23 protein-coding genes and 1 pseudogene are annotated in these 24739 nt (G+C 73.1%); 17 read left to right on the top strand and 7 right to left on the bottom strand.

Annotation, left to right across the window (positions count from 1 at the left end; translation table 11 throughout):
• Window positions 1–315 precede the first annotated feature (315 nt).
• The 6 genes from xylB (at window position 316) to ACY1JF_RS21965 (ending at window position 7704) form a co-directional block, all read left to right on the top strand.
• The gene (gene xylB, locus ACY1JF_RS21990; protein WP_462706906.1) at window positions 316–1761 is read left to right on the top strand and encodes a xylulokinase; all 1446 of its coding nucleotides are present in this window, start codon (window positions 316–318) and stop codon (window positions 1759–1761) included.
• A 354-nt stretch (window positions 1762–2115) separates the two neighbouring features.
• A complete protein-coding gene (locus ACY1JF_RS21985) occupies window positions 2116–3324 on the top strand; it encodes an ROK family protein (RefSeq protein WP_462706905.1) in 1209 nt (402 codons plus the stop codon).
• A gap of 555 nt (window positions 3325–3879) precedes the next feature.
• Entirely contained in the window at window positions 3880–4482 is a 603-nt protein-coding gene (locus ACY1JF_RS21980; RefSeq protein WP_462706904.1) for an N-acetylmuramoyl-L-alanine amidase, read from the top strand.
• A 282-nt stretch (window positions 4483–4764) separates the two neighbouring features.
• Window positions 4765–5898 carry a GH12 family glycosyl hydrolase domain-containing protein gene (locus ACY1JF_RS21975; RefSeq protein ID WP_462706903.1) on the top strand — a complete coding sequence of 378 codons (1134 nt, stop codon included), beginning with the start codon at window positions 4765–4767 and terminating at the stop codon, window positions 5896–5898.
• A gap of 94 nt (window positions 5899–5992) precedes the next feature.
• A complete protein-coding gene (locus ACY1JF_RS21970) occupies window positions 5993–7072 on the top strand; it encodes a lytic polysaccharide monooxygenase auxiliary activity family 9 protein (RefSeq protein ID WP_462706902.1) in 1080 nt (359 codons plus the stop codon).
• Window positions 7073–7314: 242 nt separating this feature from the next.
• A complete protein-coding gene (locus ACY1JF_RS21965) occupies window positions 7315–7704 on the top strand; it encodes a luciferase domain-containing protein (protein ID WP_462706901.1) in 390 nt (129 codons plus the stop codon).
• 424 nt (window positions 7705–8128) lie between these two features.
• On the opposite strand, the gene ACY1JF_RS21960 is transcribed toward ACY1JF_RS21965, so the two are convergent.
• The 6 genes from ACY1JF_RS21960 to ACY1JF_RS21935 form a co-directional block, all read right to left on the bottom strand.
• The gene (locus ACY1JF_RS21960) at window positions 8129–8323 is read right to left on the bottom strand and encodes a hypothetical protein (protein WP_462706900.1); all 195 of its coding nucleotides are present in this window, start codon (window positions 8321–8323) and stop codon (window positions 8129–8131) included.
• Window positions 8324–8450: 127 nt separating this feature from the next.
• Complete coding sequence (locus ACY1JF_RS21955) at window positions 8451–9314, bottom strand: phosphatidylinositol-specific phospholipase C/glycerophosphodiester phosphodiesterase family protein (RefSeq protein WP_462706899.1); 864 nt, start codon at window positions 9312–9314, stop codon at window positions 8451–8453.
• Window positions 9315–9501: 187 nt separating this feature from the next.
• Complete coding sequence (locus ACY1JF_RS21950; protein ID WP_462706898.1) at window positions 9502–10575, bottom strand: acyl-CoA dehydrogenase family protein; 1074 nt, start codon at window positions 10573–10575, stop codon at window positions 9502–9504.
• Entirely contained in the window at window positions 10572–11753 is a 1182-nt protein-coding gene (locus ACY1JF_RS21945; RefSeq protein ID WP_462706897.1) for an acyl-CoA dehydrogenase family protein, read from the bottom strand. Before ACY1JF_RS21945 ends, ACY1JF_RS21950 begins: the two co-directional genes overlap by 4 nt.
• Window positions 11750–12739, bottom strand: a complete 990-nt coding sequence (locus ACY1JF_RS21940) for an NADPH:quinone oxidoreductase family protein (protein WP_462706896.1) — start codon at window positions 12737–12739, stop codon at window positions 11750–11752. The genes ACY1JF_RS21945 and ACY1JF_RS21940 overlap by 4 nt, the downstream gene beginning before the upstream one ends.
• 240 nt (window positions 12740–12979) lie before the next feature.
• Window positions 12980–13552 (bottom strand): helix-turn-helix domain-containing protein, encoded by a 573-nt coding sequence (locus ACY1JF_RS21935; protein ID WP_462706895.1) that lies wholly within the window; start codon window positions 13550–13552, stop codon window positions 12980–12982.
• A 77-nt stretch (window positions 13553–13629) separates the two neighbouring features.
• On the opposite strand from ACY1JF_RS21935, the gene ACY1JF_RS21930 reads away from it, so the two are divergent.
• The 5 genes from ACY1JF_RS21930 (at window position 13630) to ACY1JF_RS21910 (ending at window position 18495) form a co-directional block, all read left to right on the top strand.
• Entirely contained in the window at window positions 13630–14592 is a 963-nt protein-coding gene (locus ACY1JF_RS21930) for an NAD(P)/FAD-dependent oxidoreductase (protein WP_462706894.1), read from the top strand.
• Window positions 14593–14768: 176 nt separating this feature from the next.
• Window positions 14769–16307, top strand: coding sequence for an ATP-dependent DNA ligase (locus tag ACY1JF_RS21925; RefSeq protein WP_462706893.1), 1539 nt, complete (start codon window positions 14769–14771; stop codon window positions 16305–16307).
• Window positions 16304–16765: an NUDIX domain-containing protein gene (locus ACY1JF_RS21920; protein WP_462706892.1), complete on the top strand. Its 462-nt coding sequence runs from the start codon at window positions 16304–16306 to the stop codon at window positions 16763–16765. The genes ACY1JF_RS21925 and ACY1JF_RS21920 overlap by 4 nt, the downstream gene beginning before the upstream one ends.
• 78 nt (window positions 16766–16843) lie before the next feature.
• On the top strand, window positions 16844–18229 hold the full coding sequence (locus ACY1JF_RS21915; RefSeq protein WP_462706891.1) for an NADP-dependent succinic semialdehyde dehydrogenase: 1386 nt from the start codon (window positions 16844–16846) through the stop codon (window positions 18227–18229).
• A 26-nt stretch (window positions 18230–18255) separates the two neighbouring features.
• Entirely contained in the window at window positions 18256–18495 is a 240-nt protein-coding gene (locus ACY1JF_RS21910) for a DUF6213 family protein (RefSeq protein WP_462706890.1), read from the top strand.
• Here the strand turns inward: ACY1JF_RS21910 and ACY1JF_RS21905 are convergent.
• Complete coding sequence (locus ACY1JF_RS21905) at window positions 18483–19178, bottom strand: thiaminase II/PqqC family protein (protein WP_462706889.1); 696 nt, start codon at window positions 19176–19178, stop codon at window positions 18483–18485. The two genes, ACY1JF_RS21910 and ACY1JF_RS21905, sit on opposite strands and share 13 nt — an antisense overlap.
• A gap of 166 nt (window positions 19179–19344) precedes the next feature.
• On the opposite strand from ACY1JF_RS21905, the pseudogene ACY1JF_RS21900 reads away from it, so the two are divergent.
• The 6 genes and pseudogenes from ACY1JF_RS21900 to ACY1JF_RS21875 form a co-directional block, all read left to right on the top strand.
• Window positions 19345–20427: pseudogene (locus ACY1JF_RS21900) on the top strand (type III polyketide synthase); the annotation flags it as partial.
• A complete protein-coding gene (locus ACY1JF_RS21895; RefSeq protein WP_462706888.1) occupies window positions 20424–21638 on the top strand; it encodes a cytochrome P450 in 1215 nt (404 codons plus the stop codon). The pseudogene ACY1JF_RS21900 and the gene ACY1JF_RS21895, both read left to right, overlap by 4 nt.
• A gap of 7 nt (window positions 21639–21645) precedes the next feature.
• Window positions 21646–22179: a cupin domain-containing protein gene (locus ACY1JF_RS21890; RefSeq protein ID WP_462706887.1), complete on the top strand. Its 534-nt coding sequence runs from the start codon at window positions 21646–21648 to the stop codon at window positions 22177–22179.
• 120 nt (window positions 22180–22299) lie between these two features.
• The gene (locus tag ACY1JF_RS21885) at window positions 22300–22953 is read left to right on the top strand and encodes a VanZ family protein (protein WP_462706886.1); all 654 of its coding nucleotides are present in this window, start codon (window positions 22300–22302) and stop codon (window positions 22951–22953) included.
• A 9-nt stretch (window positions 22954–22962) separates the two neighbouring features.
• Complete coding sequence (locus ACY1JF_RS21880) at window positions 22963–23637, top strand: response regulator transcription factor (protein ID WP_462706885.1); 675 nt, start codon at window positions 22963–22965, stop codon at window positions 23635–23637.
• Window positions 23630–24709: a sensor histidine kinase gene (locus tag ACY1JF_RS21875; protein ID WP_462706884.1), complete on the top strand. Its 1080-nt coding sequence runs from the start codon at window positions 23630–23632 to the stop codon at window positions 24707–24709. The genes ACY1JF_RS21880 and ACY1JF_RS21875 overlap by 8 nt, the downstream gene beginning before the upstream one ends.
• Window positions 24710–24739 lie beyond the last annotated feature (30 nt).

The raw sequence follows: 24739 nt of genomic DNA, 5'->3' as shown, positions 1-24739 counted from the left end.
CACCGGATCCAGCTGCGGCCGGGTCGCGTCCCCGAACGGATCCCTGCCCTGCCACCCAACGGTCCACAGACCGAACGTGAACCTGTCCTCGGGAGTGGGCTGATAGCTCATGCTGTTGCTCCTTGCTCGCTTGCGACTATTTCGTCATGGCGCTTTACAAATTAGTATGCGAACCCATTCCTGGGAAGGGTCAGGGTGTCCCGGAGGAGTGATGTCCGCGTCTTCGCGGTCCTGACTCCGAAGCGGAAGCCCGTGGAGACATCCCTGGAGCCCGGGTCGGAATCGCGCAGAGCCGCGGAAAGAGGGAGAAGCCCGATGTCAGCAGCCGAGGGTCCGCTCGTCGTCGGTGTGGACACGTCCACCCAGTCCACCAAGGCACTGGTCGTCGACGCGGCCACCGGCCGGGTCGTCGCGAGCGGCCAGGCACCGCACACCGTGTCGGCGGGGGCGGGCCGCGAGAGCGATCCGCGCCAGTGGTGGGACGCCCTGTGCGAGGCCCTGCGCCAGTGCGGCGAGGCGGCGCACGAGGCGGCCGCCGTGTCGGTCGGCGGACAGCAGCACGGACTGGTCACGCTGGACGCGCGGGGGGAGCCGGTGCGCCCGGCCCTGCTCTGGAACGACGTGCGTTCGGCACCGCACGCACGACGTCTGATCGAGGAGCTGGGCGGGCCCAAGGCGTGGGCGGAGCGTACCGGCAGCGTTCCCAGCGCCTCCTTCACCGTCACCAAGTGGGCCTGGCTGGCGGAGAACGAGCCGGAGGCCGTCCGTGCGACCAAGGCCGTGCGCCTTCCCCATGACTACCTCACCGAGCGTCTCACCGGCGAGGGGACCACGGACCGCGGTGACGCGTCCGGCACCGGCTGGTGGGCGGCCGGGACGGAGGCGTACGACGAGGAGACCCTCGCGCGCGTGGGGCTCGATCCGGTGCTGCTTCCCCGGGTCGTGCGGCCCGGGGAGGTGGCCGGCACCGTACGTGGCGGTCATGACCTGCCGTTCGCCACGGGCACCCTGGTCGCGCCCGGCACCGGCGACAACGCGGCCGCCGCGCTGGGCCTGGGGGTCGGTCCGGGCGTGCCGGTGATGAGCCTGGGGACGTCGGGGACGGTGTACGCCGTGTCGCGGCACCGGCCCGCCGACCCGACCGGTACGGTGGCCGGCTTCGCCGACGCCCGCGGCGACTGGCTGCCGCTCGCGTGCACCCTCAACTGCACGCTCGCCGTCGACCGGGTCGCCGCGCTGCTGGGACTTGACCGGGAGGCCGTCGAGCCCTGCTCCGGCGTCACCCTGCTGCCGTATCTGGACGGCGAGCGCACCCCCAACCTGCCGAGCGCCTCCGGCCTGCTGCACGGGCTGCGGCACGACACGACCGGCGGCCAGGTGCTCCAGGCCGCCTACGACGGCGCCGTGCACGCCCTGCTGGGCGCGCTGGACCTGGTCCTCGACGCGGACGCCGACCCTTCCGCCCCCCTGCTCCTGATCGGAGGCGGCGCCCGCGGTACGGCCTGGCAGCAGACCGTACGGCGGCTGTCGGGACGCCCGGTGCAGATTCCCGAGGCCCGCGAACTGGTGGCTCTCGGGGCGGCGGCGCAGGCTGCCGGGCTGCTCACCGGGGAGGACGCGGCGGCGGTCGCGCGGCGCTGGAACACCGCCGCCGGTCCGGTGCTGGACGCCGTGGAGCGGGACGAGGCGACGCTGTCCCGGATCTCCGGGGTACTCTCCGACGCGGCTCCGCTGCTGGAGCGGAGCGCGCCCCGCAGCTGAGCAGCGCCGGGTGAGTACCGTCAGGTGAACGCCGCCGGGTGAGCGGCATCCGCTGGGGCCCGCTCACCGGGTGCCGCCCGCCCGGCGCACGTCCTCCCGTCGTCCGGGCGGGCACCGGATCCGCGCCGCCGGCACGCGTGGCCGCCGCGGGCCCGTGCCGGCCCACCGTGAATCAGCCGTGTCCCACCCAGGAGGACCGACCTTGAACACCCACCCAGGGCGCCGGCCGAGGACGACGGTCGAGGACACTGGTCAGGGACGCCGCCGAGGACATCGACGAGCGCGTCAACGAGTACGTCGAGTACGTCGAGTACGTCGAGTACGTCGACAAGGACCGACAAGGACCGAGGAGGCATGACCGCACCCCCGCAGCCCGCGCACCCGGCCGGTCCCGGGCGCCCACTGCCCGACACCCAGCAGGGCATGCGCCGCCGCAACCTCTCCCGGGTGATGCACACCGTCCGTGCCGAGGGCCGGCTCTCCCGGGCCGCCGTCGCGTCACGGATCGGGCTGACCCGTGCGGCGGTGTCGACGCTCGTCGACGAGCTCGTCCGCTCCGGCCTGCTGGAGGAGCTGGGGCCCGAGCGGCCGGGGCGGGTCGGCCGGCCGGGCTCGGCGCTGGCGGTCAGCGCGAGCGGTCCCGCCGGGATCGGTGCGGAGATCGGCGTCGATCACCTCGCGGTGTGCGCGGTCGATCTGCGGGGCCGGGTGCGGTCCCGGGCCGTGCGCCACGGCGGCAACCGCGACCGCTCCGCCGAACCGGTACTCGGACAGCTCACCGACCTGGTCCGCCAGGTCGTCGACGAGGCCGAGGCGGAGGGCCTGTGGCCGGCCGGGCTCGCCGTGGCGGTACCGGGCCTGGTGGCACGGGACACCCGGACCGTCGTACGGGCCCCCAACCTCGACTGGCACGACACCGATCTCCGCGACCTGCTGACTGTGGACATGCCACTGACCGTGGACAACGAAGCCAACTTCGGCGCGCTCGCCGAACTGTGGCTCGGTGACGGCACGCCACGGGACTTCCTGCACGTCTCCGCCGAGATCGGCATCGGCGCGGCGGTGGTCGTGGACGGGCTGCTGCTGCGGGGCACCCGGGGGTTCGCGGGTGAACTGGGGCATGTGCCGGTCCACCCGGACGGGCCCGCGTGCGCCTGTGGCGGGCGCGGTTGTCTGGAGCAGTACGCCGGTGAGGAGGCGGTGTTGCGGGCGTCCGGTCTGGCACCGGGCGACAACCGCGTCGGTCTGCTCGCGCAGCGCGCGACGGAAGGCGACGAGCGCGTACGGCATGCCCTGAGCGGCGCCGGGACCGCGCTCGGCATCGCGCTGACCGGCGCGGTGAATCTGCTGGACCCCGAGACCGTGGTGCTGGGCGGCGCCCTGGCCGAACTCGCGCCCTGGCTGCTGCCCGCGCTCCGCGACGAACTGGCCCGGCGCACCGCCGGTCCGGCGTGCCCGGTGACCGTGTCCGCCCTCGGACCACAGGGGCCGCTGCTGGGTGCCGCGCACTCGGTGGTGCGGACCGTGCTGGACGACCCGGCGGCGGTCGCGGAAAGGGCCTGATCCGGTCACGTCCGGGCCGCCCCGGGCTGCCACAGGCCGGCCTGGGCTGCCACAGGCCGACCGGTCCGACGTGGCCTGACCAGTCCGGTCAGCCCCGCCGACCCGCCAGTCCGGCCGGACTGGACCGACGGACCAGACCGACCGGACCAGACCGACCTGTCTGACCACCACCACTCGCTCATCCAGCGTTCCGGCGCGCAGTCGGACCCCACTCGATCGGGTGACGAAGTTATCCACAGTCAGACCGTTGTCCACCGGGCGACGCCTCTCCGTCCTGCCCAACCCGCGCTCCCCGTACCGTGATTCACGTGAACGCAGCCGCCACGAGGACGGCGGACGCGTTCGCCGGACCCACCACCACCTGGAGGAGGGCTCGGGTCGTGACGCCGCGCACGCGGGTGTGCGCGCCACCCTGAGCACATCACCCCGTCGGCAACCCGGCACCCCCCGACGCCGTTGGCCTCATGCGCGGGGGTGCACACGCACACACGCACTCACCCGGAAGACGCGTCAGCCAGACAAACCACATGAACCACGCACGAAAGGCGACCCCTCATGGAACGGACACGACCGCTTCCCAGCAGACGACGGCTCCTCGTCGGCGGTGCCGCCCTCGCCGCCGCCTCCTACGCGCTGTTGCCGGACACCCGGGCTCACGCCCGGCCCCAGGACGTCGACCACCCGGGCGCCGAGTGGCGGCCGGCGAACGGTTCGAACTACACCCGGTCCAGCCGCCCGGCCACCCATCCCATCGATTACGTGGTCATCCACGTGAGCCAGGAGACCTACACCGACACCCTGGCCATCTTCCAGGATCCGCGGAAAAGCGTGTCCGCGCACTATGTCGTGCGCTCCTGCGACGGGCACCTCGCGCAGTGCGTCCGCGAGGCCGACATCGCCTGGCACGCGGGCAACTGGGACTACAACACGCGCAGCATCGGGATCGAGCACGAAGGGTGGGTGGACGGGCCGGCCTGCTTCACCGACGCGCTCTACGCGAGTTCGGCGGCCCTGACCTCGGCGATCTGCGCGAGATACGGCATCACCAAGAACCGGGCGCACATCATCGGGCACCACGAGGTGCCGGGCAGCGACCACACGGACCCCGGCCCACTGTGGGACTGGACCCGTTACATCGGACTGGTCAACCTCATGTGACCCGTAAGGGTCCGGCCGGGCCTCCACCCGCCCGGACCCCGTCCGACTCCGCCCGGTCCCGCCCGAACTCCGGCCGAGCCCCGACCGGCCCCCGACCGGACCGAAGTCCGGGTTCCCCCGGCCCTCTCCCCCGCTGGCCGCACAATCTGCCGCACACACCCTTGTCAGGGACATGAACAACTCCTACAGTCCCCCCACACAAGCGGTGGGAGCGCTCCCACCCACTCTCGCCCGCCCCGATCGGTCCCCACGCACCACCACCCCTCCCAGAGAGGTCCCCCCATGCGTTCTTCCCCGCATCAGGCCCCCACCCTGCGCGGCCTCCTCGGAGCGCTGCTCATGGCTCTCTCCCTGGTCGCGGCGCTCGCGACGCTCACGGCGCCGTCGGCCGGAGCAGCCGACACCACCATCTGCGAGCAGTACGGGACGGCCACGATCCAGAGCCGTTACGTCGTCCAGAACAACCGCTGGGGCAGCAGCGCCGAGCAGTGCGTCACCGTGACCGACACCGGCTTCCGGCTGAGCAGAGCGGACGGTTCGGTACCGACCAACGGCGCGCCGAAGTCGTACCCCTCGGTCTTCAACGGCTGCCACTACACCACCTGTTCCCCGGGAACCGCTCTCCCCGCCCGGATCGACTCCATAACGAGCGCGCCCAGCAGCGTCTCGTACGGCTTCGTCAGCGACGCGGTGTACAACGCCTCGTACGACATCTGGCTGGATCCGACGCCGCGGACCGACGGGGTGAACCGGACCGAGATCATGATCTGGCTCAACCGGGTCGGTCCGATCCAGCCGATCGGCTCCCAGACCGGCACCGCCACGGTGGCCGGGCGGACCTGGGAGGTGTGGTCGGGCGGCAACGGTTCCAACGACGTGCTGTCCTTCGTCGCCCCTGCGGCCGTCGACAGCTGGAGCTTCGACGTCATGGACTTCGTCGAACAGGCGGTCTCCCGGGGCTTCGCCGAGAACACCTGGTATCTGACGAGCGTCCAGGCCGGCTTCGAGCCCTGGCAGAACGGTGCGGGGCTGTCGGTCGACGCCTTCTCCTCGACCGTCACCACCGACGGAGAGGATCCGGCCGGTCCCGGCACCCCGGTCAGCTGCGAGGTTTCCTACACCCCGCAGGTCTGGCAGGGCGGCTTCACCACGGAGGTCAGGGTCGGCAACACCGGACCGGCGCCCGTGGACGACTGGTGGCTCGCCTTCACCTTGCCCCAGGGACAGCAGATCACCCACGCCTGGAACGGATCGGTGACCCCGGCGGCGGGTGCGGTGACGGCACGCGGCCCGGAACACGGTACGCGGATCGCGGCGGGCGGCAGCCAGACGTTCGGCTTCCAGGGCACCTACAGCGGCGCGTTCGCCGAACCGGACAACTTCACGCTGAACGGCACCGCCTGCACGACCAGCTGAGAAGGTTCCGACCCGGACCGACCGGACCCATCGGGACCACACCGGCGAAAGGACCCGCACCACCCCCGACACCAACCAGGAAACTGGAGATTCCATGGCTCGACGCAGCAGACTCCTGTCCCTAGCGGCGGTACTGGCCACCCTGCTCGGCGCACTCGGGCTGACCGCTCTCTGGCAGGGCAAGGCGGAGGCGCACGGCGTGGCGATGACGCCCGGGTCGCGCACCTACCTCTGCCAGCTGGACGCCATCACCGGCACCGGCGCCCTGGACCCGACCAACCCCGCCTGCCAGGACGCACTGGACCAGAGCGGGGCGACGGCGCTGTACAACTGGTTCGCCGTGCTGGACTCCAACGCGGGCGGCCGAGGGGCCGGTTACGTGCCCGACGGCACGCTGTGCAGTGCCGGCGACCGTTCGCCGTACGACTTCTCCGCCTACAACGCGGCCCGCGCCGACTGGCCCAAGACCCACCTGACGTCCGGGGCGACGATACAGGTGCAGTACAGCAACTGGGCCGCGCACCCCGGAGACTTCCGGGTCTACCTCACCGAGCCCGGCTGGTCGCCCACCTCCGAGCTGGGCTGGGACGACCTTGAGCTGATCCAGACGGTCGCCGATCCGCCGCAGCAGGGCTCGCCGGGCAGCAACGGCGGCCACTACTACTGGGACCTGGCGCTGCCGTCGGGCCGCTCCGGGGACGCGGTGCTCTTCGTCCAGTGGGTGCGGTCGGACAGCCAGGAGAACTTCTTCTCCTGCTCCGACATCGTCTTCGACGGCGGCAACGGTGAGGTGACCGGCATCCGCGGTTCCGGCGGCACCCCCACTCCCACCCCGACCCCCACCCCGACCGATCCGCCGCACACGGGGTCCTGCATGGCGGTGTACACCGTGCAGAACAGCTGGAACGGCGGTTTCCAGGGTTCCGTGGAGGTGATGAATCACGGAACGGAGCCCCGCGACGGCTGGGCCGTGCGGTGGACGCCCGGTACCGGGACCCTGATCAACACTGTGTGGAACGGCGCGCTGTCCACCGGGTCCGACGGTTCCGTCACGGTGCGGAACGTGGAGCACAATCGGGTCATAGCCGCGGACGGCAGCGTGACCTTCGGGTTCACCGCGACCTCCACCGGCAACGACTATCCGATCGGGACGATCGGCTGTGTGAACGAGTAGTCGTCCGGTGCCCCGGGAGGGCCGTCGCCCGGCCCCGCGGCAGCCCGGAGGAGCGCCCGCAGGACCTGTGGTGTCCGCCGCACGACCATGATCTACTGTGCTCACGACAACGAAGCGCCGTGCGTGACCGCGCGGCGCTTCCCGTGCGTCCGGGTACCTCACACCGGCCCATTTACCTCACGTGCCGGTTACAAATTGCTCAACCCCTGGTTGCCGGGCGGTAATGGAGCGACGATAGGGACATGACTCTGGCCCAGCGTGCCCTGGAGCGACTGCAGGACTGGCCCGACCTCACGGCGGGGCCCGCCAGTTGCGGTACCGGACAGGCGCTCCGCTCCGTCCGTGACGAGATCGTCCACTTCCACTCGGACCGGGACGTGGACCTGCACCTGACCCAACGGGCCATCCAACGCTTCCACTACGACCTCGTCGGTTCCAGCGCGATCCAGCTGATCCCCGGTTCCCGCTGGGTGACCGTGCACCTGGACTGCGAGACCGATGTCGATCTGCTGATGAGTCTGGTGAGCATCGCGCTGAAGGCGCACCAGACGTGGCCCGCCGCGGAACCGCCGGCCGGCTGCAACTTCCACCGGGTCACGGTGCTGCACCGCGACGGCGTCCTGGAGGGCTGAGTCCCCGGGCCGCCGTCGCCCACGCGCACCCGAGGGGCTGCGGTGTGCCGCCCTTCCGCACGTCTTGGGCCCCGGGCCGCCTCCGAAACGACCGCGATCTGATGCGCTTCCCCCCATCCCGTGCAACTGACGAGACATCAGGGGGCCGGTATGACGCGTCGTGCGGCATGCCGCCGGACACTGGCTTTCCTGGCCGCCTCCGGCGCGCTGACGGGCGCGGCACCGGCCGCCGCCGCTCCGGCGGCGGTGGGATCGGGCCGGGGGTGGCCTTCGAGGAGTTCGACCTGCCGGCGGTCAAGGGGACGACCCACGCCCATTGTGCTCGGCGTCGACCTGGACGTTCCGGACGTCCGGCTGGCCTTGCTCCACCGGGGGGCGGTGGCGGCACGGGCCGCGGTCTCCCGGATGGCCGCGGAACGAAAGGTCAGGGTCTGAGGCTGCTCACGATGTCGGCCGTGGCGGTGAGCCCGCTGCTGATGGTGGGGGCCATGTTCGTGCCGGCCAGGTAGAAGCCCAGCAGCAGGCAGACCAGCGCGTGGGAGACCTTCAGCCCGCCGTTGCGCAGGAAGATCACCGCCAGGATCGCGAGCAGCAGCACCACGGAAATGGAAACGGCCATCGTCAACCTCCTCCGCCACGCCGCGCGTCCGGTTCACGGCGTTCGGCCGCAAGTGTGGCGTAGCGGAGGGTTCGTCCGGGCGGCTGACATGTCCTCCGAACGTGTGGTGTCCGTCGTGCCCGACGCGTCACGCCGCCCGGTGGGCGTCCAGGAACGCCTCCAGACCGGCGAGGTCGTCCGTGTTGAGGTGGTCGACGTCCGCGGCGACCAGCTCCGCCCACACCGCGTCCCGGGCCGGCCCCGCGAGGTCGGGCGTGGCCCAGAAGCGGACGCGCTGCCCGCGGGAGTGCGCGGCGACGACGATGTCGCGCAGCTTGCGCCGTTCGGCGGCGGGGAAGGCGCCGACGCCCTGCCAGGTGAAGTGGTTGGTCCAGTTGTCGCTGATCAGCGGGACGAAGGAGGCCGGGGCGGAGGTGCCGAGGTCGGTGAGGCGGCCGTCGTAGAAGGCGCGGCGTTCGGTCTGCGCCTCCATGGGCTCGCGGGCCGCCCGGTCGCCGGAGATCACGGCGGTGACGGCGCCGGTGCGCACCCTGCCGTGGGCGTACGTGGTGAACAGGTGCCGGTAGCGGCGCAGGTGACGGTCGAGTTCGAGGTAGGTCGCCGCGCCCTCGGTCTTGATGTCGATGAGCAGTTGCAGCGGACGCCGGTCGCCGCGGTGGACCCGGCCGCCCTGGGCGCGGACGCGGGCGGCGAGCGGGTCCAGGTAGAGGGACTCCAGGGTGCGGGCCGGGTCGAGGTCCACGGCGTCATGGGCGACCAGGAGTTGGCCGTCGACCAGGTAGATGTCGGCCTCGACACTGCCGAAGCGGTGGTCGAGGGCGTCGAGGAGGGGGCGGGGGTGCTCGTAGTCGTTGTGGGCGTGGGCACGCCACAACGGGCGCGGACGGGACGTCCGTTCGCCGGCCAGCGCGGGGCCGGCGGGCAGGGCGACCGCGCCGGCGAGGGCGGCGCCGAGGGTGGTGAGGGCTCTGCGACGGGTGGTGAGGGCCATGCTCTGCCTCCCTGGTAGGCCTTACGGGACCTCAGTGAGTATGCGAGGCGAAGGAGGCCGGGAAGCGGGTCCGTGCGGGGAAATTGGCCGGTGGGCCGCCACCTGTTCACTTCGTGCGGGCAGAGCACACGAAAAAGCCCGCCCGGGGTGGGGCGGACTTCTCCAAAGGTGCTGCCGAGGTGAGGTCTTACGGTGCCGGCAGCTCCACCAGGGTGGCCAGCGCCGCGCGGTGGGCGCCCGCCGTGCCGTAGGCGATCGAGTCGGCCTTGGCCCGCTTCAGGTACAGGTGGACCGGGTGCTCCCAGGTCATGCCGATACCGCCGTGCAGTTGGAGGGCCTCCTCGGCGGCGCGGACGGCGACGGGTGCCGCGTACGCCTGCGCGACGGCGACGGACACGTCGGCGTCCCGGCCGGTGGCCAGCGCGTCCGCGGCGTTCCGGGCGGCGGCGCGCAGGTGGACCACCTCCAGCCACAGCGCGGCGAGCCGGTGCTTGAGCGCCTGGAAGCCGCCGACGGGCCGGTTGAACTGCTTGCGTTCCTTGAGGTACCGCACCGTCTCGGTCAGCGCCCAGTCGGCCAGGCCCAGTTGCTCCGAGGCGAGCAGTCCGGCAGCGGACCGCAGGGCACGGCGTACGGCGGGCCCTGCCTCGCCCAGCCGCTCGCCCGGCGCTCCGTCGAACGCGACCGCGGCCACCGGCCGGGTGAGGTCCAGGGAGGTCTGCGGGGTGACGGTCGCGTCGGCGGCGCGCACCGCGTAGAGCCCGCCGTCGTCGGCGGGGACCAGCAGGACGTCGGCGACGGCCGCGTCCGCGACGCCGGTCAGGGCGCCGCGCAGGACGCCGTTCTCGGCGCGCACGGCGGGGAAGGCGGCCTCCGGGGCGGTGTGCAGGCCGACGGCGAGGGCGCCGACGCGGCGTCCGGCGGCCAGCTCGGCGAGGAGGTCCCCGGCCGCGCAGGCCAGCAGCGCCTCGGTGGCGGCCACGGCACTGGTGAGGTACGGCACGGGGGCCACCGCCCGGCCCAGTTCCTCCAGGGTGACGGCCGCCTCCCGGTGAGTGGCGCCCTGGCCGCCGTACTCCTCGGGGATCAGCAGACCGGCCAGGCCCATTCCCTTGGTGAGCGCCTTCCACACGGTCAGGTCGTGCGGGTGGTCCGTCTCCGTGCGCGCGATGACGCCGGCCGCGTCGCAGTGGTCGGTGAGCAGGTCCCGGACGGCGGCGCGCAGCGCCTCTTCCTCCTGCGAGTACAGCAGGTCGCTCATCGGGCCAGGTCCTTCCAGGCGACGTCCTTGTCGGTGCGGGGCTCGGCGGGCAGGCCGAGGACGCGTTCGGCGACGATGTTCAGCAGGATCTCGCTGGTGCCGCCCTCGATGCTGTTGCCCTTGGAGCGCAGGTAGCGGTAGCCGGCGTCGCGGCCGGTGAAGTCGACCAGTTCCGGGCGGCGCATGGTCCAGTCGTCGTACAGCAGGCCCTCCTCACCGCGGAGTTCCACCTCCAGGCCGCTGATCTCCTGGTTGAGGCGGGCGAAGGCCAGCTTCATGCCGGCGCCCTCGGGGCCGGGGTGGCCGACGGCGAGCTGCTGGCCGAGGCGTTCGCCGGTGAGCCGGGCGACCTCGGCCTCGACCCACAGGGTGAGCAGGCGCTGGTGGAGGTCGTGGGTGCGCAGTCCGGGGCGTTCGCGCCAGGTCCTGGCGAGCGGGCCGATCATGCCGCCCTCGCGGGGCAGGCGCCGGCCGCCGATGGCGACGCGTTCGTTGTTCAGGGTGGTCTGCGCGACGCGCCAGCCGTCGCCGACCTCGCCCAGGCGCCGGGAGTCGGGGATGCGGACGCCGGTGAGGAACACCTCGTTGAACTCGGCCTCGCCGGTGATCTGCCGCAGCGGACGGACCTCGACACCGGGGTCGGTCATGTCGCAGAGGAAGTAGGTGATGCCGCGGTGTTTGGGCGCGTCCGGGTCGGTGCGGGCGATGAGGATGGCCCAGCGGGCGAGGTGGGCGCTGGAGGTCCACACCTTCTGCCCGTCGACGACCCAGCTGTCGCCGTCGCGCACCGCGCGGGTGCCGAGCGCGGCGAGGTCGGAGCCCGCGCCGGGCTCGCTGAACAGCTGGCACCACACCTCCTCGCCGGTCCACAGCGGACGCAGGAAGCGCTGCTTCTGCTGCTCGGTGCCGTACTTGAGGATGGTCGGGGCGGCCATGCCGAGGCCGATGCCGATGCGCCGGGGATCGTTGTCGGGGGCGCCCGCGGCGGCCAGTTCGGCGTCGACGACGGGCTGGAGGGTGCGGGGGGCGCCGAGTCCGCCGAGGCCCTCGGGGAAGTGGACCCAGGCGAGTCCCGCGTCGAAGCGGGCCCGCAGGAAGTCGAGGCGGTCGGTGTCGGCGGGCGGGTGCGCGGCCAGCAACTCGGCGGTACGGCGGCGCAGTTCCTCTGCGTCGGTCATGCGGCGGCCTCCTTCTCGGGACGCTCCGGCTCCTCCAGGACGACGGCGATCCGGCCCGTGGTGACGCCGTCGGCGACCCGCTGCACGGCACCGGCGGCCCCGTCGAGTGACACGCGGTCGCTGACCAGGGGCTTCACCGCGCCCTGGGCGGCCAGCTCGGTGAGCCGCTCGTGGCACTCGGCCACCAGTCGCGGATTCCTGGTGTTGTACAGACCCCAGTGGAGTCCGAGGATCGCGTAGTTCTTCACCAGGGCGTGGTTGAGGGCGGCGCTCGGGATGTCCCCGCTCGCGAAGCCGACGACCACGATCCGGCCCTCGAAGGCGACGACCTTGGTGGACTGCTGGAAGGCGGCGCCGCCCACCGGGTCGTAGACCACGTCGGCGCCGCGCCCGCCGGTGGCCTCCTTCACCGCGGCGATCACGTCCTCGCCGCGCCGGTCGATCACCGTGTCGCAGCCCAGCTGCCGGGCGACGGCGGCCTTGTCGGCGCCGCCGACGACGCCGATGACGGTGGCCCCGGCGGCCTTGCCGAGCTGTACGGCCGCGCTCCCGACCCCGCCCGCGGCGGCGTGGACCAGCAGGGTCTCACCGGCCTCCAGCCGGGCCCGGCGGTGCAGTGCGAACCAGCCCGTCTGGTAGCCGATGTGCAGGGCGGCGGCCTCGGCGTCGTCCAGGGCGTCCGGCGCGGGCAGCAGGGCGGCGGCGTCCGCGACGGTGTACTCGGCGAACCCGCCGTACGGCAGCACCGGGTTGGCCAGCACCCGGCGGCCGTCCGCCGTCTCGGCGCAGACCTCCACGCCCGGCGTGAACGGCAGCGGCGGCCTGACCTGGTAGTGGCCCCGGCACAGCAGCGCGTCCGGGAAGTTGACGTTCGCGGCGCGGACCCGCAGCAGGACCTGGCCCTCGCCCGGCGTCGGCGGCGGGACCTCCGCGAGGCGCATCACCTCGCCCGGCTCGCCGTTCTCGCGCACCTGCCATGCCTGCATGCGGGGCCTCCACCGACTGCGTCGTCCGTCCGGGTCCACCGCATACTAAGCGGTCGCTTGCCGATCAGGGAACCGTCCCGGACGCCTCCATCGGGGGAACGCCACGAGCCGGAGGACCGTCACGATCAAAGGAACCGTCCCGACCGGAGGACCGTCGCCGCCGGAACCGTCACGGCCGCGCGGGCCGCCGCCGCCACCGACGACGGAACCGTCCTGGCCGGAGAACCGCCGCCGGAACCGTCACGGCCGCGCGGGCCGCGCCCGTACGTGCATCCGTTCCCCCTGCGGTCCGAAGAGGCTGAGGAACTCCACCGGCCCCTCCCCGGTCGACCCGAACCAGTGCGGCACCCTCGTGTCGAACTCGACGGCCTCACCGGCGCCGGCGACCAGATCGTGCTCGCCCAGCACGATCCGCAGCCGTCCGGACAGCACGTAGATCCACTCGTACCCCTCGTGGGTCCGCGGGTCGGGCTCCTCGCGCCGCCGCGGCTCCAGCACCTTGAACGCCTGGAGTCCGCCGGGCTGGCGGGTGAGCGGCCAGTAGGTGCGGCCGTGGCGCTGGATCGGCTCGGCCCGGACCCGGGGATCGCCGACCGGCGGGGCGCCGACCAGTTCGTCCAGCGGCACCTGGTGGGCCTGGGCGATCGGCAGCAGCAGTTCGAGGCTCGGCTTGCGCAGCCCGGACTCCAGGCGGGAGAGGGTGCTCAGCGAGATGCCGGTCGCCTCGGCGAGCGCGGCGAGGGTGACCTCGCGCTCCTTGCGGAGCTGCCGCAGCCGCGGACCGACACCGGCGAGTACATCGTCCTTCGTCATGGATTTATTGCAGAACCGGCAAATCTGTTTGTCAATCCACCGCGGTCGGGGCGACGGTCGGATCGGAGGTGGTCACCGTGACCGAACAGAACAGGCAGACGACCGAGAAGTACGACGTCATCGTGGTCGGGGGCGGCTCCGCCGGGCTGTCCGCCGGGCTGGTGCTGGGCCGGGCCCGGCGGCGGGCCCTCGTCGTCGACGCCGGGGAGCCGCGCAACGCGCCGGCCGCGCACATGCAGGGCTACCTGTCGCGGGACGGCATGCCGCCCGCCGAGTTCCTGGCGATCGGCCGCGAGGAGGTCGCGTCGTACGGTGTCGAACTGGTCCACGACCGGGCGGTGAGCGTCACCCGCGGTGACACCAAGGGCGGCGACTTCGCCGTGGAGCTGGCCGGCGGGCGGACCGTGCGCGCCCGGCGGCTGATCGTCACCACCGGGCTGAAGGACGAGCTGCCTGGGATCCCCGGGGTCGCCGAGCGGTTCGGCCGGGACGTGCTGCACTGCCCGTTCTGCCACGGCTGGGAGGTGCGGGACGAACGGTTCGGCGTGCTGGCGTCGGGTCCGATGAGCGTGCACCAGGCGCTCATGGTGTCCGGCTGGTCAGACGACGTGACCCTGTTCCTGCACACCGTCGACGAGGACGAGCTGTCCGACCAGGACCTGCGCAGGCTGGCCGCGGCGGGCGTCAAGGTGGTGCCGGGCGAGGTCGCCGGGCTGGTGGCCGAGGACGACCGGATCACCGGCGTGCGGCTGGCGGACGGCTCGGTGCACGAGCGGTCGGTGGTGTTCGTGGCGCCGCGCGCCGTGCCGCGGACGGGTCTGCTGGAACAGCTCGGCGCCGAGCTGGACGAGACCCCGTTCGGGGCTTACCCCGTGGTGGACCCGACCGGCCTGACCAGCGTGCCGGGGGTGTGGACGGCCGGCAACGCGATGGGCTTCGCCGAGCAGGTCGCGCACGCGGTGAGCGGCGGCTACCGGGCGGCGTCGGCGGTCGTCGGCGAGCTGATCATGTCGGATCTGGACGCGTCCTTGGAAAGCTGAGCACGTCCGCCCCGGACGCGCCCGTGGAGAGCCGAACCCGTCCGCCCCGGACGCGCCCGTGGAGAGCCGAACCCGTCCGCCCCGGACGCGCCCGTGGTGGGGTGACGGGCCAAAGGAGCCGTCCCCCGGGCAACGACCGGGTGTGAGCCCCGCCCTCCCGGTGCACCATGAAGGGCATGCTGCTCGCCCGGTTGGCCCGTGTGTCCCAGGAGGTCGCCGCCGCCTCGGCGCGGTCCCGCAAGACGGCCCTGCTCGCCGAGTTGTTCCGGGAGGCGGAGGCGTCGGACGTGCCGGTCGTCATCCCCTGTCTCGCGGGACGGCTGCCGCAGGGCCGGATCGGCGTCGGCCGGCAGGTGCTGGGCCGGCCCGTCGAGCCGGCCGCCGCACCGACCCTCACCGTGCGCGAGGTGGACGCCCTGCTCACCCGCCTCGCCGCCGTGTCCGGCCCCGGATCACGGGCCGAGCGCACCCGTCTGGTCGCGGAGCTGATGGGCGCCGCCACCGCGGACGAGCAGCGCTTCCTGCTCGGGCTGCTCACCGGCGAGGTCCGGCAGGGCGCGCTGGACGCGGTCGCCGTCGAGGGCCTGGCCCAGGCCACCGGGGCGGACCCGGCGGACGTACGGCGGGCGGTGATGCTCGCGGGCTCCCTGCGGACGGTGGCCGAGGCCCTGCTCGCCGACGGCCCCGAGGCGCTCGGCCGCTTCCGGCTCACCGTCGGCCGTCCGGTGCTGCCGATGCTGGCGCACAGCGCCTCCTCGGTGGCGGAGGCGGCCGGCAGGCTGGGCCGGTGCGCGGTCGAGGAGAAGCTCGACGGCATCCGGGTGCAGGTGCACCGCGACGGCAGTGCCGTACGGCTGTACACCCGCACTCTGGACGACATCACCGACCGGCTGCCCGAGGTGACCGCGGCGGCGCTGGAGCTGGACGGCGAGCGGTTCGTGCTGGACGGCGAGGTCATCTCCTTCGGTCCCGACGGGCGCCCCCGCTCCTTCCAGGAGACCGCCGGGCGCGTCGGCTCCCGTACGGACGTCGCCACGGCCTCCCGGGCGGTGCCCGTCTCCCCCGTCTTCTTCGACGCCCTGCTGGTCGACGGCCGCGACCTGCTCGACCTGCCGCTGGCCGAGCGGCACGCGGAGCTGGCGCGGCTGGTCCCGGAGCCGATGCGGGTGCGGCGCACCCTGCTGGCGGAGGAGGACGACGTGAGGACCGCGGAGGACTTCCTCGCCGAGACCCTCGCCCGCGGTCACGAGGGCGTCGTGGTCAAGGGACTCGACGCGCCCTACAGCGCCGGGCGGCGCGGCGCCTCCTGGCTGAAGGTCAAGCCCGTGCACACCCTCGACCTGGTGGTCCTGGCCGCCGAGTGGGGCCACGGACGGCGCACCGGCAGGCTCTCCAACCTGCACCTGGGCGCCCGCGCCGCCGACGGCTCCTTCACCATGCTCGGCAAGACCTTCAAGGGCATGACGGACGCGATGCTGGCCTGGCAGACCGGGCACCTCACCCAGCTCGCCGTGGCCGAGCACCCCTGGGGCGTGACCGTCCGCCCCGAACTGGTCGTCGAGATCGCCTACGACGGTCTCCAGCGCTCCACCCGCTACCCGGCCGGCGTCACCCTCCGCTTCGCCCGTGTGGTCCGCTACCGCGAGGACAAGCGCCCCGAGGAGGCGGACACGGTGGAGACGCTGCTCGCCGCGCATCCGGGGGCCGCGCCGTGAAGCGCAGCGCCGGCCTGCTGCTGTACCGCCGGACCGGCCAGGGCCTCGAGGTCCTCCTCGGCCACATGGGCGGCCCCTTCTTCGCCCGGCGCGACCAGGGCGCCTGGACGGTGCCGAAGGGAGAGTACGAGGACGACGAGCCGGCCTGGGACGCGGCCCGCCGCGAGTTCCAGGAGGAGCTGGGGCTGCCACCGCCGGAGGGCGACGGGGCCGTCCCGCTCGGCGAGGTCCGCCAGTCCGGCGGCAAGCTGGTCACGGTCTGGGCGGTCGAGGCCGACCTCGACCCGGCGACGGCCGTGCCCGGCACGTTCCGTATGGAGTGGCCGCCGCGGTCGGGACGGGAACAGGAGTTCCCGGAGCTGGACCGGGTGGCCTGGCTGCCCCTGGACCGGGCGCGCGAGGTGATCGTCACGGCACAGAGGGCGTTTCTCGACCGCCTGGCGGAGCACTCGGACTGACGACGGACCCCTCGCGTCGCGGCGCCCCGCGCCCGGCGCGAAGGTCGAAGCACAACCCCGCTCCCAGGGAGGTCGGCCATGCCCATCGCGACGGTGAACCCGGCGAACGGCGAGACGGTCAGGACGTACGAGGCGATGGACGAGGAGGAGACCGAGCGCCGGCTCCAGCTCGCCGAGGCCACCTTCCGCACGTACCGGACGACGACGTTCGAGGAGCGGGCCCGGCTGATGCACCGGGCCGCCGCTCTCCTGGAGGCCGACCAGGACGGGATCGGCCGGATCATCACCACCGAGATGGGCAAGCCCATCAGGCAGGCCCGCGCGGAGGCGGCGAAGTGCGCCAAGGCGATGCGCTGGTACGCCGACCGCGCGGCCGTGCTGCTCGCCGACGAGGAGCCCGACGGGGCCGACGTGAAGGACTCCGGGGCCTCGCGGGCGCTGGTGCGCTACCGTCCGCTCGGCCCGGTGCTCGCCGTGATGCCGTGGAACTTCCCGCTCTGGCAGGTGATCCGGTTCGCGGCGCCCGCGCTGATGGCGGGCAACGTCGGCCTGCTCAAGCACGCCTCGAACGTGCCGCGGACCGCCCTCTACCTGGAGGACCTCTTCCACCGCGCGGGCTTTCCCGAGGGCTGTTTCCAGACCCTGCTGATCGGCTCGGCCGCCGTCGACGACATCCTGCGCGACGAGCGCGTGAAGGCCGCCACCCTCACCGGCAGCGAGCCCGCGGGCCGCGCGGTCGCCTCCACCGCCGGAGAGATGATCAAGAAGACGGTGCTGGAGCTGGGCGGCAGCGACCCGTTCGTCGTGATGCCCTCCGCGGACCTCGACCGGGCCGCCGAGGTCGCGGTGACCGCGCGGACGCAGAACGCCGGGCAGTCCTGCATCGCCGCCAAGCGCTTCATCGTGCACACGGACGTGTACGACGCCTTCGCGGAGCGTTTCGTGGCCGGCATGAAGGCGCTCAAGGTCGGCGACCCGATGGACGAGGACACGGACGTCGGGCCGCTCTCCAGCGAGCGGGGCGTGACCGACCTGGTGGAGCTGGTCGAGGACGCGGTGCGCGGCGGCGCCACTGTGCTGTGCGGCGGCGAACGCCCCGAGGGGCCCGGCTGGTACTACCCGCCCACCGTGCTGGCCGGCGTCGACCGCCGGATGCGCATCCACCGTGAGGAGACCTTCGGCCCGGTCGCCACGCTGTACCGCGCGGCCGACCTGGACGAGGCGGTGCTGATCGCCAACGACACCGACTTCGGTCTCAGTTCGAACGTGTGGACGCGGGACGACGCGGACGTGGACCGGTTCGTCCGGGACCTGGAGGCGGGCGGCGTCTACATCAACGGGATGACGGCCTCGCACCCCGCGTTCCCGTTCGGCGGGGTCAAGCGGTCGGGCTACGGGCGTGAGCTGTCCGGGCACGGAATCCGGGAGTTCTGCAACATCACCACCGTATGGCACGGAGCGTGAGCCTTCCGCGGCTACGATCCCTTCCCGTGACCCGCGAAGTGACTCTGCCCCTGATCGTCGACGACCGCGGCAGCCTCCAGGTGTCCGCGGCCGACGTGAGCAAACTGCTGCGCACGATGGGCGGACGGTGGCTGCGCCTGGTGGAGACCGGGGAGAGCGGCCGGCTGGACGAGGACACCGTGGCGGCCCTGACCATCGAGCTGGCCAAGCTGGCCGACCGGATCGACGTGGCCTGCATCGCGCACAGCAGCGGTCAGTCGTGCTGACCCTGAGCACCGCCTTCGGGCCGTTCCCGTTCCCACAGGCTGTGCCAGAACATCGCCTCGTACGCCTGGAGCAGCCGTCCGTAGCGGTGCGTGAGCTCCTCGTTCAGGTGGCCGCCGTCCAGTCCGGCCCGCACGGCGGCCGTCGCCCTGTGCTCCAGGCCGGGATCGGGCCGGGCGAAGAAGTCGAAGAAGGCGCAGGCCTCGTCGGTGAAGCCGTGGTGGCGGCGCAGGGCGCCGGCGATGGTGGCGCAGTAGCCGCCCCAGGCGGAGAAGTTGGCGTGCACGGCGAGGACCGTCTCGGCGGGTGAGCCGTTCAGCGCGAGCCAGGCCACGTACGCGGGGTATGCCTGGCAGCCCGGCAGCGGCTCGTGGGCCACCGACCGGGACTCCCCCACGCCGCAGGCCGCGGCGAACGCCTCCAGCTTCCGGGCGGCGACGGCCTCGCCCTCGGCGAGCGCCGAGAAGTAGGCGGCGACGGGCGGGGTGTCGTCCGCGCGGTGCGCGAGGTACTCGAAGGCCCGGCGGTCGGCGGCGATCACCCACCTCTGCTCCAGCGCCAGTGCGGCGAGCGTGTCCCGGCTCACCGCGCCCCGCGCCACCAGCGGCACGAACCGGTTGGCCCGGGGGTCGGGGGCCAGCTTCCCGGTGGTGGTCTCCAGCAGGTGCCGTGCCGTCTGGGCCATCGTTTTCTCCCTCTCCTCAGCCGCGCCGCCCTCCCAGGGTCCCCGAGACGGAGTAACTCCGCGAGAGAACCGCGCCCCGCCGGGTGATCGTTGGAGGAACACCCCTAAGAGGTGGACCACTTTCTGACCGGGGGGCGCAAGGCCGCCCGGGAGGCGAAAGCAGGCACGGTTCATGGCGACTTTGTGCAGACCCTCGGTGGCCGTACCGGAACACGTGATCACGATGGAGGAGACACTCGCGCTGGCGCGTGAGCGCCACGCCGACCACCCCCAACTGCCGTTGGCCCTCAGGCTGATCGAGAACACCGGCGTGCGCACCCGGCACATCGTGCAGCCCATCGAGGAAACCCTGAAGCACCCCGGTTTCGAGGACCGGAACAAACTCTACGAGGCCGAGGCCAAGGCGCGCGTCCCCTCGGTGATCCAGCGGGCGCTGGACGACGCGGAGCTGCTGCCCACCGACATCGACGTGATCATCTACGTCTCGTGCACGGGCTTCATGATGCCCTCGCTCACCGCGTGGCTGATCAACGAGATGGGCTTCGACAGCACCACCCGGCAGGTGCCGATAGCACAACTCGGCTGTGCGGCGGGCGGCGCGGCGATCAACCGGGCCCACGACTTCTGCACGGCCTACCCCCAGGCGAACGCGCTGATCGTGGCCTGCGAGTTCTGCTCGCTGTGCTACCAGCCCACCGACATCGGCGTCGGCTCCCTGCTCTCCAACGGCCTCTTCGGCGACGGCATCGCCGCCGCGGTGGTCCGCGGCCAGGGCGGCACCGGCGTACGCCTGGAGCGCAACGGCTCGTACCTGATCCCGAAGACCGAAGAGTGGATCATGTACGACGTGAAGGCCACCGGCTTCCACTTCCTGCTGGACAAGCGGGTGCCCGCCACCATGGAGCCGCTGGCGCCGGCGCTGGTCCAGCTGGCCCGCGACCACGGCTGGGACGCCACCGACCTCGACTTCTACATCGTGCACGCGGGCGGACCGCGCATCCTGGACGACCTGAGCAAGTTCCTCGAGGTCGAGCCGCACGCGTTCCGCTTCAGCCGGGCGACGCTGACCGAGTACGGCAACATCGCCAGCGCCGTCGTCCTGGACGCGCTGCGCCGCCTCTTCGACGAGGGCGGCGCCGACGACCGGGCCCGCGGACTGCTGGCGGGTTTCGGACCCGGCATCACCGCGGAGATGTCGCTGGGCCGCTGGCGGACCGCGGACGAGGCCCAGGGCGTGAGACGGACGTGAGCGAGGAGACGATTCCCCGAACCGCCCCGCCCGTGCGGGACTGGCCGGTCCCGGACCTGCCCGGCACCGACTTCGACCCGGTGCTGCGCGAGCTGATGGCCGAGGGACCGGTCACCCGGATCTCGCTGCCCAACGGCGAGGGCTGGGCCTGGCTGGTGACCCGTTACGACGATGTGCGGATGGTCACCAACGACCCCCGGTTCGGCCGCGAGGCGGTGATGGACCGGCCGGTGACCAGGCTGGCCCCGCACTTCATCCCGGCCCGGGGCGCGGTCGGCTTCCTCGATCCGCCGGACCACACCCGGCTGCGCCGCTCGGTGGCGGCGGCGTTCACCGCGCGGGGCGTGGAGCGGGTGCGCGAGCGGTCCCGGGCGATGCTGGACGAGCTGATCGACGCGATGCTGGCGCAGGGACCACCCGCCGACCTCACCGAGGCGGTGCTCGGCCCCTTCCCCATCGCGGTGATCTGCGAGCTGATGGGCGTCCCGGCGGCCGACCGGCACAGCATGCACACCTGGACCCAGCTGATCCTGTCCTCCTCGCACGGCGCCGACGTCAGCGAGCGCGCCAAGCAGGAGATGGGCGCCTACTTCGCCGACCTGGTCGGGCTGCGGGAGAACAGCTCCGGCGAGGACGTGGCGTCGCTGCTGGGCGCGGCCGTGGGCCGCGAGGAGATCACGCTCCAGGAGGCGGTGGGCCTGGCGGTACTGCTGCAGATCGGCGGCGAGGCGGTCACCAACAACAGCGGGCAGCTGTTCTTCACCCTGCTGACCCGTCCCGAACTGGCCGAGCGGCTGCGGGCGGAGCCGGACATCCGGCCCCGGGGCATCGACGAGCTGCTGCGCTGGATTCCCCATCGCAACGCGGTCGGACTGTCCCGGATCGCCCTGGAGGACGTCGAGATCCGGGGCGTGCGGATCCGGGCGGGCGACGCGGTCTACGTCTCCTACCTGGCCGCCAACCGGGACCCCGAGGTCTTCCCCGACCCGGAGACCATCGACCTGGACCGCAGCCCCAACCCGCACGTCTCCTTCGGGTTCGGCCCCCACTACTGCCCGGGCGGCATGCTGGCCCGGCTGGAGTCGGAGCTGCTGGTCGACGCCCTGCTCGACCGGGTGCCGGGGCTGCGGCTCGCGGTCGACCCGGCTCAGGTGCCGTTCAAGAAGGGCGCGCTGATCCGCGGGCCCGAGGCCCTGCCGGTCACCTGGTGAGCGGGCGATGACGGCGATCGAGGGCCGCGCCGAGGGACTGCTGGTGCCGCCGGGGCACGGGCGGGTGGTGAAGGCCCCGGCGCAGCACGTGACGTTCAAGGTGACCGGTTCGCATTCGCGGATGGCGTCCACCTTCGAGGTGATCGTGCCGCCGGGCTTCGACGTCGGCGCCCATGTGCACACCCGCAGCGAGGAGCTGTTCTACGTCCTCGAGGGCGAGCTGGACGTGCTCGCCTTCGAGCCGCGGGTGCGCACCCCCGACAACTGGCAGCGCTGGGAGTCCAGCGGCGGCAGCCGGGTGGTGCGCGCCACCCCGGGCACGGTCATCGTGGTCCCGCCGGGGTGTCCGCACGCGTTCGCCAACCCGACGGACACCCCGGCGAAGATGTTCTTCCAGGCCAGTCCGCCACCGGATCACGAGCGGTACTTCGAGGAGCTGCTGGAGATCCTCCAGGACGGCGGCCCGCCGGACCACGCGGCCATCGAGGAACTGCGGGCCAAGTACGACATCGAGCAGCTGACGCCGCTCCGGCACCGCTGACGTGGTGCGCCCGCGCGCCGGGCGCACCACGGCCGTATCGCGGGCGCGTCACGGGTGTATCGCGGACGTATGGAAAAGCGCATACGCCCCGGCAACGGCCCGTGCCTTGTGCTGGAGGGCATGACTCGTATCTCCTCCCTGCTCGTCCTCGGCGTGGCGGGCCTGCTGTTCGCGCTGCGCGGGCCGCTGCTGATGGCGGCGCCGGTGTGCGCGGCCGGGCGGTGGGACCGCTGCTTCGGCACCTTCAACGGCGTGGTGCTGATGGCGCTGGTCGCGCTGCCGCTGTCCGCGCCGGCGGTGTGGGCGCTGGCCCGGTACCGGCGGGCCCGCGGCGACGTCCCGGCGCTGCGGAGGTCGCTGGCGGAGGTCGGTATGGTGCACGGCACGCTGCCGTTCCTGTGGATGACGATGATGTGGGGCTCCGGGGCGGGCACCGCCGAGCCCCGGGTGAGCCTGGTGCCGCTGCGCGACCTGGTGGCGATGGGCCCCTACGGCATCGCGGGCAACCTGCTGGTCTTCGCGGCGCTGGGCGCCTTCGCGCCGGTGCGCTGGCCGGCGTTGGCGTCCGTGCCGCGGGTGCTCGCCCTGGGCGCGGGCTGCTCGGTGCTGGTGGAGACCGCGCAGTACGTGCTGCGCCTGGACCGGGTGTCCTCGGTGGACGACGTGCTGGTCAACGCCGTCGGCGCGGTGCTGGCCGGGCTGGCGTCGCGCCGCTGGTGGCGCACCGGGGCGCCGGCGTCCGCGCATACGCCGGCGATACGGAGTGCGGCCTAGGCTTCCGGCATGCGTGTGCTGCTGGTGGAGGACGAGCCCTATCTGGCCGAGGCGGTCCGGGACGGGCTGCGGCTGGAGGCGATCGCGGCGGACATCGCCGGGGACGGCGACACCGCGCTGGAGCTGCTCGGCGTGCACTCCTACGACCTCGCGGTGCTCGACCGGGACATCCCCGGCCCGTCCGGTGACGAGGTGGCCCGGCACATCGTCGCCTCGGGCAGCGGCATCCCGATCCTGATGCTGACCGCCGCCGACCGGATCGACGACAAGGCGTCCGGGTTCGAGCTGGGCGCCGACGACTACCTGACCAAGCCGTTCGAGCTGCGGGAGCTGGTGCTGCGGCTGCGCGCGCTGGACCGCCGCCGGGCGCACGCCCGGCCCCCGGTGCGAAAGATCGCGGGCCTCCGGCTCGACCCGTTCCGCCGGGAGGTGTTCCGGGACGGGCGGCATGTGGCGCTGACCCGGAAGCAGTTCGCCGTCCTGGAGGTGCTGGTCGCCGCCGAGGGCGGGGTGGTCAGCGCGGAGGAGCTGCTGGAGCGGGCCTGGGACGCCAACGCCGATCCGCTCACCAACGCGGTGCGGATCACCGTGTCCGCGCTGCGCAAGCGGCTCGGCGAACCGTGGGTGATCGCCACCGTGCCGGGCGTCGGCTACCGGATCGACGCCGGCGGCGGGCGTGCCTAGCCGGCCTGCGCTCAGCACCCGGCTGAAGCTCGCCCTCAGCTATGCCGGATTCCTGCTGGTGGCCGGCGCGTTGCTGCTGGCCGTGGTCTGGCTGTACCTGCTGCGCTATGTGCCGGACAACTCCCAGGGGCTGCTGGGGGTGTCGCCCAACCGCTATCTGCTGGTGCGCGCCTTCGCGCCCGCCGCGGCCGTGGCGATGGCCTTCCTGCTGGTGTTCGGCCTGGCTGGCGGCTGGCTGCTGGCCGGGCGGATGCTGGCGCCGCTCACCCGGATCACGGCCGCGGCGCGGCTGGCCGGGACCGGGTCGCTGTCCCACCGGATCGGTATGACGGACCGTCGGGACGAGTTCCGGGAGCTGTCCGACGCGTTCGACTCGATGCTGGAGCGGCTGGAGGCGCACGTCGCCGAGCAGCGCCGGTTCGCCGCGAACGCCTCGCACGAGCTGCGCACCCCGCTGGCGATCTCCCGGGCACTGCTCGACGTGGCCCGCGCGGACCCGGGCCGAGACCGGGAGGAGATCCTCGGCCGGCTGCGCACGGTCAACACCCGGGCGATCGACCTGACCGAGGCCCTGCTGCTGCTCGGCCGCGGCGGGCGCGGGGACTTCGCCCGCGCGCGCGTCGACCTGTCGCTGCTGGCCGAGGAGGCCGCCGAGACGCTGCTGCCGCTGGCCGAACAGCGCGGGGTCGCGCTGGCGGTGACCGGCGGGGCGGCCCCGGCCGACGGCTCGGCGGAACTGCTGCTGCGGATGGTGACGAACCTGGTCCAGAACGCCGTCGTGCACAACCTTCCCGACGGCGGCAGCGTGCGGGTGCGCACCGGGACGGACGGCGGCACCAGCGTGCTGCGGGTGGAGAACACCGGTCCCCCGGTCCCGCCGGAGCTGGTCCCGGCCCTCACCGAACCCTTCCGGCGCGGCACCGACCGGGTCCGCACCGACGCCCACGCCGGCGTCGGCCTGGGCCTGGCCATCGTGCACAGCGTGGTCCGGGCCCACACCGGCACCCTCGACCTGGCCCCGCGCCCGGTCGGCGGCCTGGTCGTCACGGTCCGGCTGCCCGAAGCGCCGTGAGGGCCGCGCGCCCCAGTCCCACCGGAACGA

The organism is Streptomyces sp. SYSU D01066-1 (assembly GCF_054956795.1).
Note: the sequence above shows the minus strand (reverse complement) of the source record. Positions and strands in the feature narration are given on the sequence as shown.

Coding starts and splice junctions, on each gene's coding strand:
- xylB (WP_462706906.1), top strand. CDS start 316: ATGTCAGCAGCCGAGGGTCCGCTCGTCGTCGGTGTGGACACGTCCACC.
- ACY1JF_RS21985 (WP_462706905.1), top strand. CDS start 2,116: ATGACCGCACCCCCGCAGCCCGCGCACCCGGCCGGTCCCGGGCGCCCA.
- ACY1JF_RS21980 (WP_462706904.1), top strand. CDS start 3,880: ATGGAACGGACACGACCGCTTCCCAGCAGACGACGGCTCCTCGTCGGC.
- ACY1JF_RS21975 (WP_462706903.1), top strand. CDS start 4,765: ATGCGTTCTTCCCCGCATCAGGCCCCCACCCTGCGCGGCCTCCTCGGA.
- ACY1JF_RS21970 (WP_462706902.1), top strand. CDS start 5,993: ATGGCTCGACGCAGCAGACTCCTGTCCCTAGCGGCGGTACTGGCCACC.
- ACY1JF_RS21965 (WP_462706901.1), top strand. CDS start 7,315: ATGACTCTGGCCCAGCGTGCCCTGGAGCGACTGCAGGACTGGCCCGAC.
- ACY1JF_RS21960 (WP_462706900.1), bottom strand. CDS start 8,323: ATGGCCGTTTCCATTTCCGTGGTGCTGCTGCTCGCGATCCTGGCGGTG.
- ACY1JF_RS21955 (WP_462706899.1), bottom strand. CDS start 9,314: ATGGCCCTCACCACCCGTCGCAGAGCCCTCACCACCCTCGGCGCCGCC.
- ACY1JF_RS21950 (WP_462706898.1), bottom strand. CDS start 10,575: ATGAGCGACCTGCTGTACTCGCAGGAGGAAGAGGCGCTGCGCGCCGCC.
- ACY1JF_RS21945 (WP_462706897.1), bottom strand. CDS start 11,753: ATGACCGACGCAGAGGAACTGCGCCGCCGTACCGCCGAGTTGCTGGCC.
- ACY1JF_RS21940 (WP_462706896.1), bottom strand. CDS start 12,739: ATGCAGGCATGGCAGGTGCGCGAGAACGGCGAGCCGGGCGAGGTGATG.
- ACY1JF_RS21935 (WP_462706895.1), bottom strand. CDS start 13,552: ATGACGAAGGACGATGTACTCGCCGGTGTCGGTCCGCGGCTGCGGCAG.
- ACY1JF_RS21925 (WP_462706893.1), top strand. CDS start 14,769: ATGCTGCTCGCCCGGTTGGCCCGTGTGTCCCAGGAGGTCGCCGCCGCC.
- ACY1JF_RS21915 (WP_462706891.1), top strand. CDS start 16,844: ATGCCCATCGCGACGGTGAACCCGGCGAACGGCGAGACGGTCAGGACG.
- ACY1JF_RS21905 (WP_462706889.1), bottom strand. CDS start 19,178: ATGGCCCAGACGGCACGGCACCTGCTGGAGACCACCACCGGGAAGCTG.
- ACY1JF_RS21890 (WP_462706887.1), top strand. CDS start 21,646: ATGACGGCGATCGAGGGCCGCGCCGAGGGACTGCTGGTGCCGCCGGGG.
- ACY1JF_RS21885 (WP_462706886.1), top strand. CDS start 22,300: ATGACTCGTATCTCCTCCCTGCTCGTCCTCGGCGTGGCGGGCCTGCTG.
- ACY1JF_RS21880 (WP_462706885.1), top strand. CDS start 22,963: ATGCGTGTGCTGCTGGTGGAGGACGAGCCCTATCTGGCCGAGGCGGTC.